Origin of the sequence: Nonomuraea sp. NPDC049784, assembly GCF_040659615.1 — a bacterium.
GTDB lineage: Bacteria > Actinomycetota > Actinomycetes > Streptosporangiales > Streptosporangiaceae > Nonomuraea.
Genome location: NZ_JBFAMX010000244.1, coordinates 1 through 14,773, shown reverse-complemented (window position 1 = coordinate 14,773; position 14,773 = coordinate 1). Strand labels below are relative to the sequence as shown.

Below are 14,773 nucleotides of genomic sequence, written 5' to 3'. Positions count from 1 at the left end.
GTCCGCCGGTGTGACCGCGACCAGGCGGGCCTGCAGGCTCGGCTTGGTTCCGGGTGTGGGATCCAGCATGAACCGGCCGACGAAGCGGCCGTTTCCGGACGTCCGCAGCTCGACCTCCGTGTCGGACAGCCCTCGCCGGTCGACGTTCCAGCGTTTGCGACCCCAGGTCACGGTTCCGTCCTGTTCCAGGCGGGGGACGGCCGGTCAGGGTTGCCGTACTCGAAGCGGCAGCCCTGGAGGTGCAGCAGCTCGGTGAGCTGGGCTGTGTCGCGGTCGGCCTCCCGTCGGTTCCTTGGCGCTCTGGGCCAGCGTGGCCATGTCGCCGGTTCGCTGATGCGCCGTCAATATTGCGTCAGAATTACCGCGGCGCGCGTCCAGATTGCGTAGAAATTGGCGGCATTGTCATGCGACGCGCTTAGCGTCCTAGATGAAAGAGTTCTCGGAGGAGGAAACAGATGTCAAAGCTCGGGTTGCCCGTTCCCGGACCGCGTAGGCCCGTGTGCTTCAACGAGGTGGTGCAGGAATCGCGGTTCGCGGCGGAGCCCTGGTCGGCGACCACTCGTTTCCGGCCGGTGGCCTGCGTCGGTGGTGTGCCGCTCATGGACATCGTTGAGCGCTTCGGCACCCCGGCTTACGTGGTGGACGAGGCCGACGTGCGCGGGCGCTGCCGCGCCTTCCGCACCGCGCTCCCCGACGCCGACATCCTGTACGCCGCCAAGGCGTTCCTGTGCCGGGCGATGGCCACCTGGGTCCGGCAGGAGGGGCTGGGCCTGGACGTCTGCTCCGGCGGCGAGCTGGCCATCGCCCGGTCCGTCGGCTTCCCCGCCGACCGGATCGTCTTCCACGGCAACGCCAAGACCCCGCATGAGCTGGCCGAGGCGGTGGAGTACGGGGTCGGGCGGATCGTCGTCGACAACCTCGCCGAGGTCGTCCGCCTCGCGATGCTGGTCCCGCCGGGTCATCGGCAGAAGGTGCTGGTGCGGGTCATCCCGGACATCGAGGCGGGCGCGCATGCGGCGATCCGCACCGGTGGCGAGGGCCAGAAGTTCGGTCTGTCCATCGCCTCGGGAGATGCCGCCGCGGCCGTGGCCAGGGTGCTGCGCCAGCCGGAACTGCAGCTGGTAGGCCTGCACTGCCACCTCGGCTCCCAGATCCGCACCCTGGAGCCGTACGAGGAAGCAGCCCGGATCATGGTCGAGCAGTTCGCCGCCATCCGCGATGCGTACGGGATCGCCCTTCCCCAGCTTGACCTGGGCGGCGGGCAGGGCATCGCCTATCTGGAGGGTGAGCACGGGCTGACCCCGGACGAGTACGCCACGACGGTCACCAAGGCGATCGAGGAACGCTGTGCGACGCTGCACCTGCCCGTGCCCCGGCTGACCATCGAGCCGGGCCGGTCGATCAGCGGTCCGGCCGGCCTCACCCTGTACCGGGTCATCGCGGTCAAGCGCACCATCGACCGTACCCATGACCGCATGTTCGTCGCCGTCGACGGCGGGATGAGCGACAACCCCCGCCCGTCCCTGTACGGGGCCCGCTACGCCGCCCGCCTGATCGGCCGCCGGTCGGCCATGGCCGACCGCCCGGCCACCCTGGTCGGGCACCACTGCGAGGCGGGCGATGTCATCGCCGAGAATGTGCCGCTGCCCACCGACATCAAGCCCGGCGACGTCATCGCGGTGCCGGCGACCGGCGCCTACCACTACTCGATGGCCTCCACCTACAACCTGACCGGTCGCCCGCCCGTCATCGCGGTCGCCGACGGGGCCGCCCGCATGGTGGTGCGCCGGGAGGAGATCGACGACCTGCTGCGCCGGGACGTGGGACTGTGACGCGTATCCGGCCAGAACGTGGAGGCCGCCTGCGCATCCGCCCGGAGGCCGTCGTGCTCCTGGCGCTGATCGCCGTGGTCGCCCTTCTCACGCTGATCTAGTGCCATGCGCCGCATGCGGCTGACCCTGCCCGCGGCTTGGGGCGAGCGCGGGCCATGTGCCCGCCGGGCCGAGGACATGGCGCCGTGGTGACGGACTGCCGGATGCCGGCCGATGAGTTTCGCCGCTCCCGCTGGTCTACATTGCGAACATCGAGAAGGAGTGACCCACATGACCGAGCCCAAGACCAACACCCTCGAGGTGCCCAGCGGCATCCTGTACTACGACGTACGGGAGGCCGAGGCGAGCGGCGCGCCGATTCTGCTGATGATCGGATCGCCGATGGACGCCAGCGGGTTCACCGACCTGGCCGGGCGCTTTGGGGATCGTACGGTGGTCACCTATGACCCGCGCGGGATCGGGCGGAGCAAGCGGACCGACGGCGCCGTCGAGTCGACGCCCGAGCAGCACGCCGACGACCTGCACCAGCTGATCACCGTGCTCGGCGGCGGCCCGGTGGACATCTTCGCGAGCAGCGGGGGCGCCGTCAACGGGCTGGCGCTGGTGGCCCGGCATCCGGAGCAGGTGCGTACGCTCGTGGCGCACGAGCCGCCGGCCGCCCAGCAGCTGCCGGACAGGGAGCAGGCGCTGGCTGCGGTGGCGGACATTCGCCGGACGTATGAGCGCGAGGGTTTCGGGCCGGCGATGGCGAAGTTCATCGCGGTCACCAGCCTGCGGGGCGAGATTCCGGCCGACTTCGCCGATCAGGCCGTTCCGAGCCCGGCCGATCTCGGGATGCCGACCGAAGACGACGGTTCTCGTGACGACCCGTTGTTCGGACAGAACATCATGACCTGCACGCACTACGAGCACGACTTCGAGGCGCTACGCGCGGCTACGACGCGCGTCGTCGTCGGCGTCGGAGCCGAATCGGAGGGCGAGATGGCCTACCGCGCGGGCGTGGCGGTCGCCGAACGGCTCGGCACCGAGCCTGTGATCTTTCCCAGCCATCACGGCGGTTTTCTCGACGGCGAGTTCGGCATGAAGGGCGAACCCGACGCCTTCGCCGTCACGCTGCGCGGAATTCTGGCCGAGTAGGGGAGGGCCGATACCTCGTCGGCCTGATGCTCGGCATCCACCACCCACGCCGTTCCGCGCTCCGCCCGGATCGTGCCCGATGTTCGGCGCGGGCGACCGCGTCGGCGTCGTCGCCACGCAGCTCATGGCACTCCCGGCGCGAAGGGCACGGGCTCACCCAGGAACAGCTGGGCGAACTGGCCGATGTCGACCATAAGACGATTCGAGAACGGCATGTACAGCCCACACTTGGACAAGGTGTTCCAAATCGCCGCCGCGCTGCGGGTGCCAACCAGGGAACTGTTCGAGTGGAGTGGCGCTCCAGAACACGCTGATGTCCGGGGCTCCACGAGGAAGTCCGCGGAATCGACCAGGAAAGGCGGACGAGTCACTGGGTCGTGCGTTGCTGATCATCCTGGCGCCGCGGCCAGCGCGTATGCGCGTGACCATCCGCCCGCACCACGATCTCCAGGCCGCCGCCCGTTACCAGGCCGCCACCGACCCCGCCTGATCAACCTCGGCTCACCTACCTCACTAACACCTGGACCCTCACCACTACCACCCCATAGGCGGCGGACGGGCCACCTCATACCGACCAAGGCGGATGCCTTTCGCACGCCGGAGAGCGCACAATCGGCCTGTGGACGTGACGGACCCGGCTGCGCTCGGTCTTCCTGGAGGGGGCCGTCGTCTCGGGGCCCGGGGACGTATGAGGTGCCGGCAGCCAGGATGTCGGCACCCCGGGCGATCCGTTCCGGTGCTCAGGAGATCTCGGCGATCAGGTCGCCTTCGTCGAGGACGTCGCCCTCGCTGACGGCGAGCTTGGTAACGGTGCCCGCGGATTCGGCCTCGATGGGGATCTCCATCTTCATCGATTCGAGGATCACCAGAGGGTCTCCGGCGGCAACGTCGCTGCCTTCGGTCACCAGGACTTTCCATACGTTGGCCGCGATGTCCGCGGTGATGTGCTGGGCCATTGTGCCGGCTCCGTTTCAGATTCGGGGTTCAGTTTGGGGTCGGCGTGCGGAACGCATGAGCGTGACGACCGAGGTGCTGTAGGTGCCGCCGACGAAGGAGTCTTCGTCGAGGAGTTCGGTGAAGAACGGGAGGTTGTGCTTGGGCCCGGCGATGACGAACGACGCGAGGGCGGTGCGGGCCCTGGCCAGAGCGGCCTCCCGGCTGTCGGCGTGCACGATCAGCTTCGCCATGAGGGAGTCGTACGACGGGGTGACCTTGGCGCCCTCGGCGTACCCCGCGTCGACGCGGACGCCTTCACCGGCCGGTTCCACCCAGGTGGTGATCGCGCCGGGGCCGGGCAGGAACCGGACCGGGTCCTCGGCGTTGACCCGGAACTCCAGGGCGTGGCCGCGGGGCCGCAGTGCGGTCAGGTCCACCGACGGCGGCTGGCCCGCGGCGATGCGCAACTGCTCCTCCACCAGGTCGATGCCCCACACCTCTTCGGTGACGGGATGCTCGACCTGCAGTCGGGTGTTCATCTCGAGGAAGACGAAGTCCTGCGCTTCCGGCGAGCCGTACACGAGGCACTCGACGGTTCCGGCGTTGCGGTAGCCGACGGCCTTCCCGGCCTGGACGGCGGCGGCGAGCATGCGCTCGCGTAGGTCCTGGTCGAGCCCGGGCGAAGGGGTCTCCTCGACGAGCTTCTGGTTGCGGCGCTGCACCGAGCAGTTGCGTTCGCCCAGCGCGACGACGGTGCCGTCGGCCAGACCGAGGATCTGTACCTCGACGTGCCGGGCGTCCGGGTAGTACCGCTCAAGCAAGACGCCCGGTTCGCCGAACATCCGCTCGGCGAAGCCGGAGACGGCCGTATAGTGCCTGCGAAGGCTGGCCTCGTCGTCGGCCACGGCCATGCCCATGCCGCCGCCTCCCGCCGACGCCTTCACCATCAAGGGGTAGCCGATCGCCGTCGCGGCTTCGATCGCGGCGGCTTCACCGGACACCGGTTCTGCCGTCCCGGGGGCGACGGGCATGCCCGTGGCGGCGACCGCGTTGCGGGCGTTGATCTTGTCGCCCATCAGCTCGATGACCGCCGGGGGCGGTCCCACCCAGATCAGGCCGGCGTCTTCCACCTGGCGGGCGAATCCGGCGTTCTCCGACAGGAATCCGTAGCCTGGATGGATCGCCTCGGCCCCGCTTCGCCGCGCGGCGTCGAGGATCCGGTCCGCGTTGCGGTAGGACTCCGCGGGAGCGGCGGGGCCTATCTGCACCGCCTCGTCGGCCTCGCCGACGAAGGGCAGGCCGCCGTCGACGTCGCTGTGCACGGCGATGGTGCGGATGCCGAGCCGCCTGGCGGTACGGATGATCCGTCTGGCTATCTCGCCCCGGTTGGCGACGAGCACGCTCTCGATCATGATCGTGTTTCCTCCGGCGCTGCGAGAATCTCACGCAGCGGCACCTGGTCGATCCCGTGCTTGGTGAGGGCCTGGTGCACCGCGGCCGCGGTTTCCACGCCGTTGGGCGCGTCACCGTGCAGGCACAACGAGACGATGTCGATGTCGATCTCGGTGCCGTCCTTGGCTGTGACTCTCTTCTCCGTCACCATGCGTACCGCGCGCCGGGCGACCAGGCCCGGGTCCCAGGCGAGCTTGATCGGTTCGATGATGAGGCGCGCGGAGGCGTCGTAGTGGAGGTCGGGGAAACCTTCGGGGACCAGCTGGACGCCTTCGGCTGCCACCGCGTCGCCGGTCGTGAGGTTCAACAGCATCAGCGGCAGGGTGGGATCGATCTTGGCCACGGCGCGGGCGACGGCGGCGGCCAGGTCGGGATCTTCCGAGGCCATGGCGTACAACGCCCCGTGGGGTTTGACGTGGGCGAGGCGGCCACCGGCCGCGCGCACGAAGGCGTCAAGCGCGCCGATCTGGTAGAGACAGTAGTCCTCGAGGTCGCTCGGCGGGATGACCATGCGCCGCCGGCCGAAGCCCATCAGATCGGGGAGTGCGACGTGTGCGCCGATCCCGAGGCCCTTGCCGACCGCGGCCTCCACGGTGCGTCGCATGGTCGGCGGGTCGCCCGCGTGGTAGCCGGTGGCGATGTTGACCGAGGTGAGATACGGCATCATGCCGAGGTCGTCGCCCAGCGTCCACCGGCCGAAGCTCTCCCCCATGTCGCAGTTGACGTCGATCCAGGGCATTACAGCTCCTCGTAGTGGCTGGGGTCGGTCGTGTAGTCCAGGCGGGCGGAAAGGGCCAGCGCCTCATCGAGCGGCACTTCCCGGAACCTGACGGTGTCGCGGCCGGGCCGGAGCTGGCCGATCTTCCACAGGCCCGCCTGGACGACGGTGCCGATCACGGTGAAGCCGCCGGCAGTCGGCCCGTCCGGCCCGAGGATGACCGGAACGTCGCCGTTGGTGTTGATCCCACCGATGGGATAGCTGCCGTCCAGGACGTTGGACGGGTGACCGCCGGCCACCCCGCCGGAGGACCGGGCCCAACGGAAGCGATGGGAGTTGAGCCGAGTGCCGACCCGGTTGGAGTTGAGATCCACCTTCCACGTGGCGGCCAGCAGATCCTTCCAGTCCTGTTCCGTGAGGAAGTCCGGGTCGGCGTGCGGGCCGCGCATCACCTCGATCTCCCAGTCGTTCGCGGGCGTGGGCCGCAGCGAGGTCGGCACCCGGAGCGGGGCGGGCGGCGGCACCGGGTTGCCGTGCAGCACGTCGCCCTTGGCCAGGGCCCTGCCCTCCACGCCGCCGATGCCGCCCATGGTGTAGGTGGCACGCGACCCCATCACCACGGGGACGTCGATGCCGCCCGCCACCGCCAGATACACGCGGAAGCCGGGACCTCTGATGATCGAGATGGCGATCGTGTCTCCTGGCGCCACATGTACGGTCTCCCACAACGGCATGGGGCCGCCGTTCAGCGTGATGCCGGAGCCTTCCGCACCGGTGACCGCGATCGACGACTCGGCGAGCACGCGCAGGGTGAGCCGGCCCATCGGCACCTCCAGCGCTGCTGCGCCGGGGTCGTTGCCGACGAGGGCGTTGGCGATGCGGAAAGACAGATGGTCCATCGGACCCGCCGGGAAGAACCCCTTCGACTGCAGGCCGCGGCGGCCGGGGTACTCCTGCACCAGTGTCTGCAGGCCGGGCGAGACGACGTCGAAGACTGCGTGCGTACCGGGCATCACGGGACCTCCATCAGGGCCGCGGCGGCCTCGCGGGCCGTGCGCAGAGTTCGGGCCTCGGCCTGCACCTCGGCGGCGCGGGTGAGGTAGTCGGTGACGTGGAAGGGATCGTCCTCGATCATGTACTCGTAGCGGTTGTCCAGGACGTCCCTGCGAACCTCGAGGAGCTGGTCCTCGGTCACCCGCAGGAAACGCACCCGGTCGCCGGGACGGATCAGAATCGGGTCGCTCCGGAACACGTCGTGCCGGGCGAGGATGTCGTAGATCGGCACGGTCCGGCCGAACAGCTGGTAGCCACCTGGCGCCTCCACGGGATAGATCGCCACGCAGGGACCGCCGATCCCGACCGCGCCCTCGGCCGTCCAGGTGCGGGTCGGGTTGTACTTCGGCACCGTGATGGCGTTGCGCGGGTCGAGCGGGAACATGAACGGCAGGCCGGGGAAGAAGCCGGTGTAGGCGTTCCACCACGTGGTGCCGGTCACCATGGCGTACAGCGCCTCGGGGTCGGGCAGGCCGTTGTACTCGACGATGTAGCCGATGTTGGAGTTGTCCCGGACGTTCGGCGCCTCCTGGCGGATGGTGGTGGCGTAGCGGTGTACGGCCTCCCGGCTCTCGGAGTCGTCGAAGGCGATCGGCAGAGTGATCAGCCGGCTCGGGATCACGAGCGAGCGCACGGATTGCTGGGCGTCGTGCACTTCTTCCATCGCCTCGATGAGAGTCTTGCGGTCGATGAGCGAGGGCTCATGGTGCAGCAGCAGTGAGCGGAAACCCGGGGCCACCTCCACCAGCCCCGGCACCGGTTGCTCGGCGAGATGGGCGGAGACCGCGGTGACGAAGAAGTTCAGCTCGAGATCGAGAGCCATCTCGCCGTACTCGACGAGGACGTGGCGATCACCGGCGGCACGGTAGGTGATGGCCGGCCGGTCGCCCTCGGCGGGCCGGCTGTTGATGATGGCGGTCATGATTCCTTCCTCATCGGTGGGCGTGCTCGACGGTTCACCTCTGGCCGGTGGCGGCAGCGGTGTGGAAGTCGTGCTCGTGTACGTCTCCCGAGGTTGGCGGAAACACCGGTTGGAGACAGCCTGGACGCCGCATCTCGGCGGGACTATGCGCGTATCGTGCAAACTCGGATCACATTTCCGCTTTCTGGGCAATGGCCAGCGGCTCAGCCATCGTGTACGGTCAACGCCATCCACAGCTCGGCGCGCAGCCCCGGATCGGAGAACTTCCTTCCGAGAAGCCTCTCGGCACGGCCTAGCCGGTAGACCAGGGTCCGGCGGTGGATGCCCAGCGCGGCGGAGGCCGCCTCGGTGTTCCCGTTGTGCGCCAGATACGTCCGAACGGTGCTCAGCAGATCGATGCGCCGAGCCTCATCCCCCTCAAGCGGCGCCAGCACTGCGAACGCCCAGCCCTTCGCCTCGGCGTCGCCCACGTACGACAGCAGGCCCATGTCGGCCACGCCACGTGTGGTCAGCAGCCGCTGGGCCCCTGAGGAGGGCACGGTGTCGGCGACCGCGGCGATCCTCGGCCACACCCTGGCCAGGTCGGTCATCTCCGCGGCCTCACCGATGACGCCCCGGGTGCCCTCCAGCGAGCTCAGCATGGCCTGCAACACGCCCACATCGCCTTCGACCACGGGCAGCACCACGACGACTCTGCCCCGGGAATCGCTCGCCACCAGGGCCGACACGATCTGGAGGCTGCGCTCGCTTTCGAGCATCTCGAGCAGATCGCCGCGGATCCCTGCGTCGGCGGTGAGGACGGCAAGCCGCACCGGCCCCTCCGGCAGCGGGATGCCGAGCGACTCGGCCGTCTGCCTGGCGGCGTTGTACCGGCCGGAGAGGAGAAGAGACAGGACCGTCGCCCGCTCCCGGCGTTCGCTGTCCAGCAGCTCAGCGGCCTGCGCCACGCCAAGTGAGAGCAGATCGACGGCGACGTCGACGACACCGCGCTCGTATACCGACAGCGGGGCGAGCCTGCCGACGGCGAGCACACCGGCGGGTCGTGCGGACCGGATCACCGGCAGCAGCGTGACGCGCGTGTCTCCGATGTCGAACGTCGCGGCGTGCCACGACCGCCTGCGGGAGAGCTCCAGACGAACGCGCTCGGTGTGGCGCCGTGCCTGCTCGGGCGCTCCGGCGAGCAGGTGGCCCTCCCGGGACAGCAGCAGTACCCACGCGTCGAGCTGCGCCGCCAGGCGGGTGACCACCGATCGGTGCGAAGGAGGTGTCAATGCGGCTCGCACCAGCCCCCGGTAGCTTTCCATGGCAGCCGTCTGCTCGGCGCGTTCCGCCGCGGCGAGTTCATCGGTGACCGCGCGCACGACGGAGCTGAACCGCGTCCGCTCCGACACCTCGATCAGGCTCAGTCTGTGCCGCGCGGCGGCGGCGAGAAGCGGCTCGGGGACGTTCGCGTGCCGCAACCCCACCCCGAACCCCAGCGCGCAAACACCTGCGCGCGCCAGCCGGTCGGCGTACTCGGGCCAGCGGCGGCTGGTGCGCCCCAGGCTCAGCCCCGTCGTCAGCAACAGGGTGCCGGGTTCGATGTACGGTGTGGGATCCACGAGATCGCTGATGTGCACCCAGCTCACGCCGAGGTCGGCACGCCCGGTCCGCAAGGTGAGGCCGAGGTCGTACCTGCTTACCAGGCTCGTGAGGGTCACCGGCACACGGCCAGGCTAGCCGAGCCCGTGACGTGCGCCGGTTCGATGCTGATCGTCCGTGGCGCCGGGCGTTCCTGCGGCGGGGCCAGGAGACATTCCGCGGCGCCCAACTCCGCCGGTCGCAGATGAGGCCTATGAGGCCAACGGGCGAAGGGTGCTCGTGGCGGTGATCCGGCCCTCGCCATCTCTGACTTGCGCCGAGACACAGGTCGCCTCGGGGTTCGGCGCAACCGTGAGACGTTGCTCGCCGAACGTCGGCGCGACGAGGCGGTAGGCGAACTCATGGCGGATCAGTGGCACGCCCGAGCGACGGATCAGCTCGCCCATCATCAGGGCCTGGAGCGGCCCGTGAACGACCAGACCTGGGTAGCCCTCCCGTGCGGCGTACGCGGAGTCGTAGTGAATGCGGTGCGCGTTGTAGGTCAGAGCCGAGAACCGGAACAGCAGTGTGGAGTCCACGTCGAGTGCGAGGCCGACCTCGGGCACGCTGGTAGGAGTTTCGGCCGTATCCGGCCGTGCCGGGAGCGTTGATCCGGGAGCCCGGTAGACGATGTCCTGCTCGTCGGCGATCGCCGGCCGACCGCCCTGCTCGATGTCGCTGCGGACGGTAACGAACGTCAGCGGACCGGACCTGCCTTCCTTCTCCACGGTACGGACGATCCGGGTGGTGCGAGTCGCAGGCTCGCCGAAGCGCAACTGGCTGTGCATGGACACCCGTCCGCCGGCGAACATGCGCAGCCGACCAGGGCCGGGAGGCGCCGGTATGCCATGCGTCGGATGCCCGTCCGAGCCCAGATCCCGCTGTCTGGGACGCTCGAGAAGGTAGATCCAGTGCCACAGCGCAGGCAGCTTCTCGCCGCTGGCAGGCGGGTCGATGTCCAGCATGCCGGCGAGGGCCTCAGCCGGCTCGGGAATGATCAGCTCGGTGCGGCGGCTGGTCTGGGCTTCGCCTAGGTGCGCATTCGCTGCGTTCGGTGTCATGCCTGATCCTTCGTGGGGTCGATCGCCTTCGAGGTGAACTCGGCGCGGATGGCATCACTGTGCTGGCCGACCGCGGGGATCGCGCCCATCGCCGCCTCCCGGCCTTTCGCGGTGACCGGAGGCAGCAGGGAGCGGACAGGGCCGACGGGGGAGTCGACCTCGCGCCATCGGTCGCGTGCCTCGAGCTGCGGGTGCTTGGCGAACTCGGGCATGGTGCGCATGCGGGCGTTGGCGATGCCGACCTCGTCGAGACGCTCGGTGACCTGCTGGGCGCTCAGGTCGGACAGAGCCTCCTCGAGGATCACGCGGAGCTCGGCGTCGTTCGCCACGCGGCTGGAGTTGCGGATGAAGCGGGGGTCCTGGGTCAGGTCCGGTCGGCCGAGCACGTCGGCGCAGAGCGCCGCCCACTCCCGCTCGTTCTGCACGCCGATGAACACCTGCGCCCCGTCCCCGGTGCGGTACGGCCCGTAGGGGGAGATGGAGGCGTGGCGGGCGCCGGTGCGGGGCGGAGGCGCACCGCCGTAACGGGCGTAGAGGTACGGCTGGCTGATCCACTCCCCGAGCGCGTCCAGCATCGCCACCTCGAAACCGGTGCCGACACCGGTGCGCTCGCGCTCGTAGAGCGCGGCCAGCACACCGCTGTAGGCGTACATGCCGGCCGCGATGTCCGCGACGGAGATGCCGGCCTTGGCGGGCGACTCAGGCATGCCGGTCACTGACAGCAGGCCGGTCTCGCACTGAACCAGCAGGTCGTATGCCTTCTTGCTGCGGTAGGGACCCTCCGAGCCGTAGCCGGAGATCGAGCAGGTGATCAGCCGTGGGTGCTTGGCGCGCAGGGTCTCCTCGTCCAGGCCGAGACGCGTCATCGCCCCCGGCACAAGGTTCTGCACGAACACGTCCGCCCGCGCGAGCATCGCGTCGAGGACTGCGCGGTCCTTGGGGTCTTTGATGTCGAGTGTGACGCTCTCCTTGCTCCGGTTGAGCCATACGAAGTAGCTCGACATGCCCTTGACCGTCTCGTCGTAGCCGCGGGCGAAGTCGCCGCCGCCCGCACGCTCGATCTTGATCACACGGGCACCGAGATCCGCCAGCTGGCGGGTGGCGAACGGGGCCGCCACGGCCTGTTCCAGCGCGATGACGGTGATGCCCTCCAACGGGAGCACCAGGACCTCCTCAGGTCGTCGGGGGCGGGGCCAGGAGAGCCGCCCGTTGCAAGATCAGTTTCGCGCGCTCCACGACTGGCCGGTCGACCATCCGCCCATCCACCCGTACCACGCCGCCGTCCGTGACGCTGTCCATGATCTGCCGGGCTCGGCGCACGTCATCCTCGCTGGGAGTGAACGCGGCATTGACGGCGCCCACCTGGCGCGGGTGGACGCACAGCTTGCCACCGAAGCCCAGACTGGCCGCGGCGCCCGCGTCCGTCTCCACGATGGAAGGGGCGTCGAGGGCAACGGTGACACCGTCGATCGGAGCGGCTGTGCCCGCCGCACGGGACGCCACTACGAGGGAGGAACGCGCGAAGAGCAGCGGGATCGGCGCTTCCTCCGCGCCGAGGTCGAGAGCGAAGTCGATGGAGCCGAAGGCCAGGCGGACCACATGGCGTGCCGAGGCCAAGTCATATGCGCGGTACAGGCCGAGAGCCGTCTCGACCAGCGCGACCACGGCCGTGTCAGGACCCAGGGCGTCGCCCAGCTCAGCCAGAACACGCGGGTCCTCGGCCTTGGGCACCATGACGGCACGTAGGCCCCGCGTCCCGGACAGCGTGGAGACGTCGGCGTCGTAGTACGGCGTACCGTAGCCGTTGATCCGCACGCATGCGGCACCACCCGCCTCAAGCCGGCGCGCGACGTTCGAGCGGGCCGATTCTTTGGAGTCAGCGGCGACGGCGTCCTCGAGGTCGTAGACCACGACGTCGGCGCCGCTCGCGGCCGCCTTGGCGAAGCGGTCGCCACGGTCACCGGGGACGAACAGCCAGGAGCGAGCGCTTGGCACGTCCAATGTCGCGGACGAGGCGTTGACGTCGGTGCTCATCTCAGGGGGCGACCGTACCGCGGCTGATCAGCTGGCGTGTGATGACGTTGCGCTGGATCTCGTTGGTGCCCTCGCCGACGATCATCAGCGGCGCGTCACGGAAGTAGCGCTCCACGTCGAACTCCGTGGAGTAGCCGTAGCCACCATGGATCCGGATGGCGTCGAGCGCGATCTGCATGGCGGTCTCGGAGGCGAAGAGCTTGGCCATGCCGGCCTCCATGTCGGCCCGTTCACCGGCCTCGAAGCGACGTGACGCGTACAGCACCAGCTGGCGAGCCGCCGTCAGCCTGGTCGCCATGTCAGCGAGGTAGTTGCCGATCGACTGGTGTCTCCAGATCGGCTTGCCGAAGCTCTCCCGTTCCTGGGAGTAGCGGAGAGCGTCCTCCAGGGCGGCCCGGCCGACGCCCAGGGCTCGGGAGGCCACCTGGATGCGGCCGATCTCCAGCCCGCGCATCATCTGTGCGAACCCCAGCCCCTCGCGCGCGCCCAATAGGCAGGAGGCCGGGACGTGGAAGTCATCGAAAGCGATCTCGCAGCTCTCCACGCCCTTGTAACCCAGCTTGGGCAGGTCGCGGGACAGGGTGAAGCCCGGCCCCTTCTCGACCAGCAAGATGCTGATGCCTTTGTGCGCCGGTGTGGCGGTCGGGTCGGTCTTGCACAGTAGCGCGATGAGCTCTGACCTGCGGGCATTGGTGATCCACGTCTTGGAGCCGTTGATGACGTACTCGTCGCCGGTGCGGGTTGCGGAGGTGCGCATCGCCTGCAGGTCAGAGCCCCCGCCGGGTTCGGTGAGGGCCATCGTGGCGCGCAGGGCGCCGGTCGCCATCCGCGGCAGGTAGCCGTCCTTCTGCTCCTGGGTGCCGTAGTCGAGTATGAGTTTGGCGACCACCGTGTGACCGCCCATGGCTCCGGCCAGGCTCATCCAGCCACGGGCCAGCTCCTCCGTGACAAGTGCGTAGCACGGCGTGCTGACGCGCGCCTCGCCCCAGGGCTCGGGGATCGCCAGGCCGAAAACGCCGAGCCGCTTCATCTGCTCGATGAGCTTCTCGGGGTAGGTATCGGTGTGGTCCAGCTCCTGCGCAACCGGCTTCACCTCCCGGTCGACGAACTCACGGACCATCTTGACGATCTCTTGCTCTTCCTCGTTCAGCCCCTCCATGGGGACTCCTCTCCGATGGTGATGTGTGCGGCGCCTCAGCGAGTGAAGCAGGTCGGTCTCAGAGGTAGTGGCGCAGGATCTGGCCGGCGAAGGACCAGCCGACGGCCTGAGGGTCGAGCGAGGTGCCGTCGAGGCAGTCCGCGACCTTGCGCAGGAGCTCCCCCCGCGTGGCAGGACGTTGGGGTGAGCCGGGCGGGAACCGGGAGCGGGCGCGCAGTACGTCGTCGACGGTGTGAACCTCCGCCTCGAACTCTCCGGCGAGCAGCCAGTCGCCGCCGTCGCTGAGCCGCACGTCGACCAGATCCATCAGGCGACGGGCCTCCGGTCGTCGCACGGCCTGGTCAGTGAAGCTCGCGAATCCCTGGTAGGAGTCCAGCAATGCGGTCGCCGCGGCGTATTCGAGACTGAACTTGGCCTGCAGCCCGGTGCGCGGCCGCCGATGGATCAGCGGGGTGACCGTTCCCTTGGGCGTCTTGAGCACGATGCGGGTGACCTGAGCGGCATCCACTCGGGTGGCGAGGGAGGCCAGGGCGGTGATCGGGCGCTGCATCGCGTAGCAGCAGGGGAAGACCTTGACGGCCAGGCCACCCGGAATCGCGGGGCCGGTCGGGTCCAGGGCGCTCGGGTCGCCTCCGACCAGCTCCAGCCACTGGTCGAGTGCGGAGACGTCCGCGCTGGCGCCCGCGGCGGCCAGGTGCGCCGCCCGCACTCCCGCATCGGCGGCGAAACCCACCTGCAGCGATTTGCCATCGGTGCCGAACGCTCGCTGGACACCGCCCTCTGCGGGCACCGCCAGGGCCATGGCCGTGGCGAGCCGATCGACGTCGAGGCCGAGGGCCACGCCGGCGC

The 14,773-nt window shown here is 69.4% G+C and carries 12 protein-coding genes and 1 pseudogene; 2 read left to right on the top strand and 11 right to left on the bottom strand.

Translation table 11 applies throughout. The features are described 5' to 3' along the window. The first annotated feature begins 455 nt into the window (after positions 1 to 455). Together lysA and AB0J09_RS35765 are read left to right on the top strand one after the other, a co-directional pair. Positions 456 to 1,832, top strand: a complete 1,377-nt coding sequence (gene lysA / locus AB0J09_RS35770) for a diaminopimelate decarboxylase (protein WP_360700787.1) — start codon at positions 456 to 458, stop codon at positions 1,830 to 1,832. Positions 1,833 to 2,102: 270 nt separating this feature from the next. Then, a complete protein-coding gene (locus AB0J09_RS35765) occupies positions 2,103 to 2,969 on the top strand; it encodes an alpha/beta hydrolase (RefSeq protein ID WP_360700784.1) in 867 nt (288 codons plus the stop codon). A 740-nt stretch (positions 2,970 to 3,709) separates the two neighbouring features. On the opposite strand, the gene AB0J09_RS35760 is transcribed toward AB0J09_RS35765, so the two are convergent. From AB0J09_RS35760 to AB0J09_RS35710, 11 genes and pseudogenes are all read right to left on the bottom strand, one after another. Further along, positions 3,710 to 3,925 carry a biotin/lipoyl-binding carrier protein gene (locus AB0J09_RS35760; RefSeq protein WP_360700781.1) on the bottom strand — a complete coding sequence of 72 codons (216 nt, stop codon included), beginning with the start codon at positions 3,923 to 3,925 and terminating at the stop codon, positions 3,710 to 3,712. A 15-nt stretch (positions 3,926 to 3,940) separates the two neighbouring features. Next, positions 3,941 to 5,317, bottom strand: coding sequence for a biotin carboxylase N-terminal domain-containing protein (locus AB0J09_RS35755; RefSeq protein WP_360700778.1), 1,377 nt, complete (start codon positions 5,315 to 5,317; stop codon positions 3,941 to 3,943). After that, positions 5,314 to 6,096 (bottom strand): 5-oxoprolinase subunit PxpA, encoded by a 783-nt coding sequence (locus tag AB0J09_RS35750; RefSeq protein ID WP_360700775.1) that lies wholly within the window; start codon positions 6,094 to 6,096, stop codon positions 5,314 to 5,316. The genes AB0J09_RS35755 and AB0J09_RS35750 overlap by 4 nt, the downstream gene beginning before the upstream one ends. After that, a complete protein-coding gene (locus AB0J09_RS35745) occupies positions 6,096 to 7,088 on the bottom strand; it encodes a 5-oxoprolinase/urea amidolyase family protein (protein ID WP_360700772.1) in 993 nt (330 codons plus the stop codon). Before AB0J09_RS35745 ends, AB0J09_RS35750 begins: the two co-directional genes overlap by 1 nt. Then, on the bottom strand, positions 7,088 to 8,050 hold the full coding sequence (locus AB0J09_RS35740) for a carboxyltransferase domain-containing protein (protein ID WP_360700769.1): 963 nt from the start codon (positions 8,048 to 8,050) through the stop codon (positions 7,088 to 7,090). Before AB0J09_RS35740 ends, AB0J09_RS35745 begins: the two co-directional genes overlap by 1 nt. Before the next feature lie 203 nt (positions 8,051 to 8,253). Then, positions 8,254 to 9,756 (bottom strand): PucR family transcriptional regulator ligand-binding domain-containing protein, encoded by a 1,503-nt coding sequence (locus AB0J09_RS35735; protein WP_360700766.1) that lies wholly within the window; start codon positions 9,754 to 9,756, stop codon positions 8,254 to 8,256. A gap of 126 nt (positions 9,757 to 9,882) precedes the next feature. Next, positions 9,883 to 10,731, bottom strand: coding sequence for a mesaconyl-C4 CoA hydratase (locus tag AB0J09_RS35730; RefSeq protein ID WP_360700764.1), 849 nt, complete (start codon positions 10,729 to 10,731; stop codon positions 9,883 to 9,885). Next, complete coding sequence (locus tag AB0J09_RS35725; protein WP_360700762.1) at positions 10,728 to 11,894, bottom strand: CaiB/BaiF CoA-transferase family protein; 1,167 nt, start codon at positions 11,892 to 11,894, stop codon at positions 10,728 to 10,730. Before AB0J09_RS35725 ends, AB0J09_RS35730 begins: the two co-directional genes overlap by 4 nt. A gap of 10 nt (positions 11,895 to 11,904) precedes the next feature. After that, on the bottom strand, positions 11,905 to 12,765 hold the full coding sequence (locus AB0J09_RS35720) for a CoA ester lyase (RefSeq protein ID WP_360700759.1): 861 nt from the start codon (positions 12,763 to 12,765) through the stop codon (positions 11,905 to 11,907). A gap of 1 nt (position 12,766) precedes the next feature. Next, on the bottom strand, positions 12,767 to 13,924 hold the full coding sequence (locus AB0J09_RS35715) for an acyl-CoA dehydrogenase family protein (RefSeq protein WP_360700756.1): 1,158 nt from the start codon (positions 13,922 to 13,924) through the stop codon (positions 12,767 to 12,769). A gap of 58 nt (positions 13,925 to 13,982) precedes the next feature. Beyond that, positions 13,983 to 14,773 (bottom strand): annotated as a pseudogene (locus AB0J09_RS35710) (2-methylcitrate dehydratase); the annotation flags it as partial.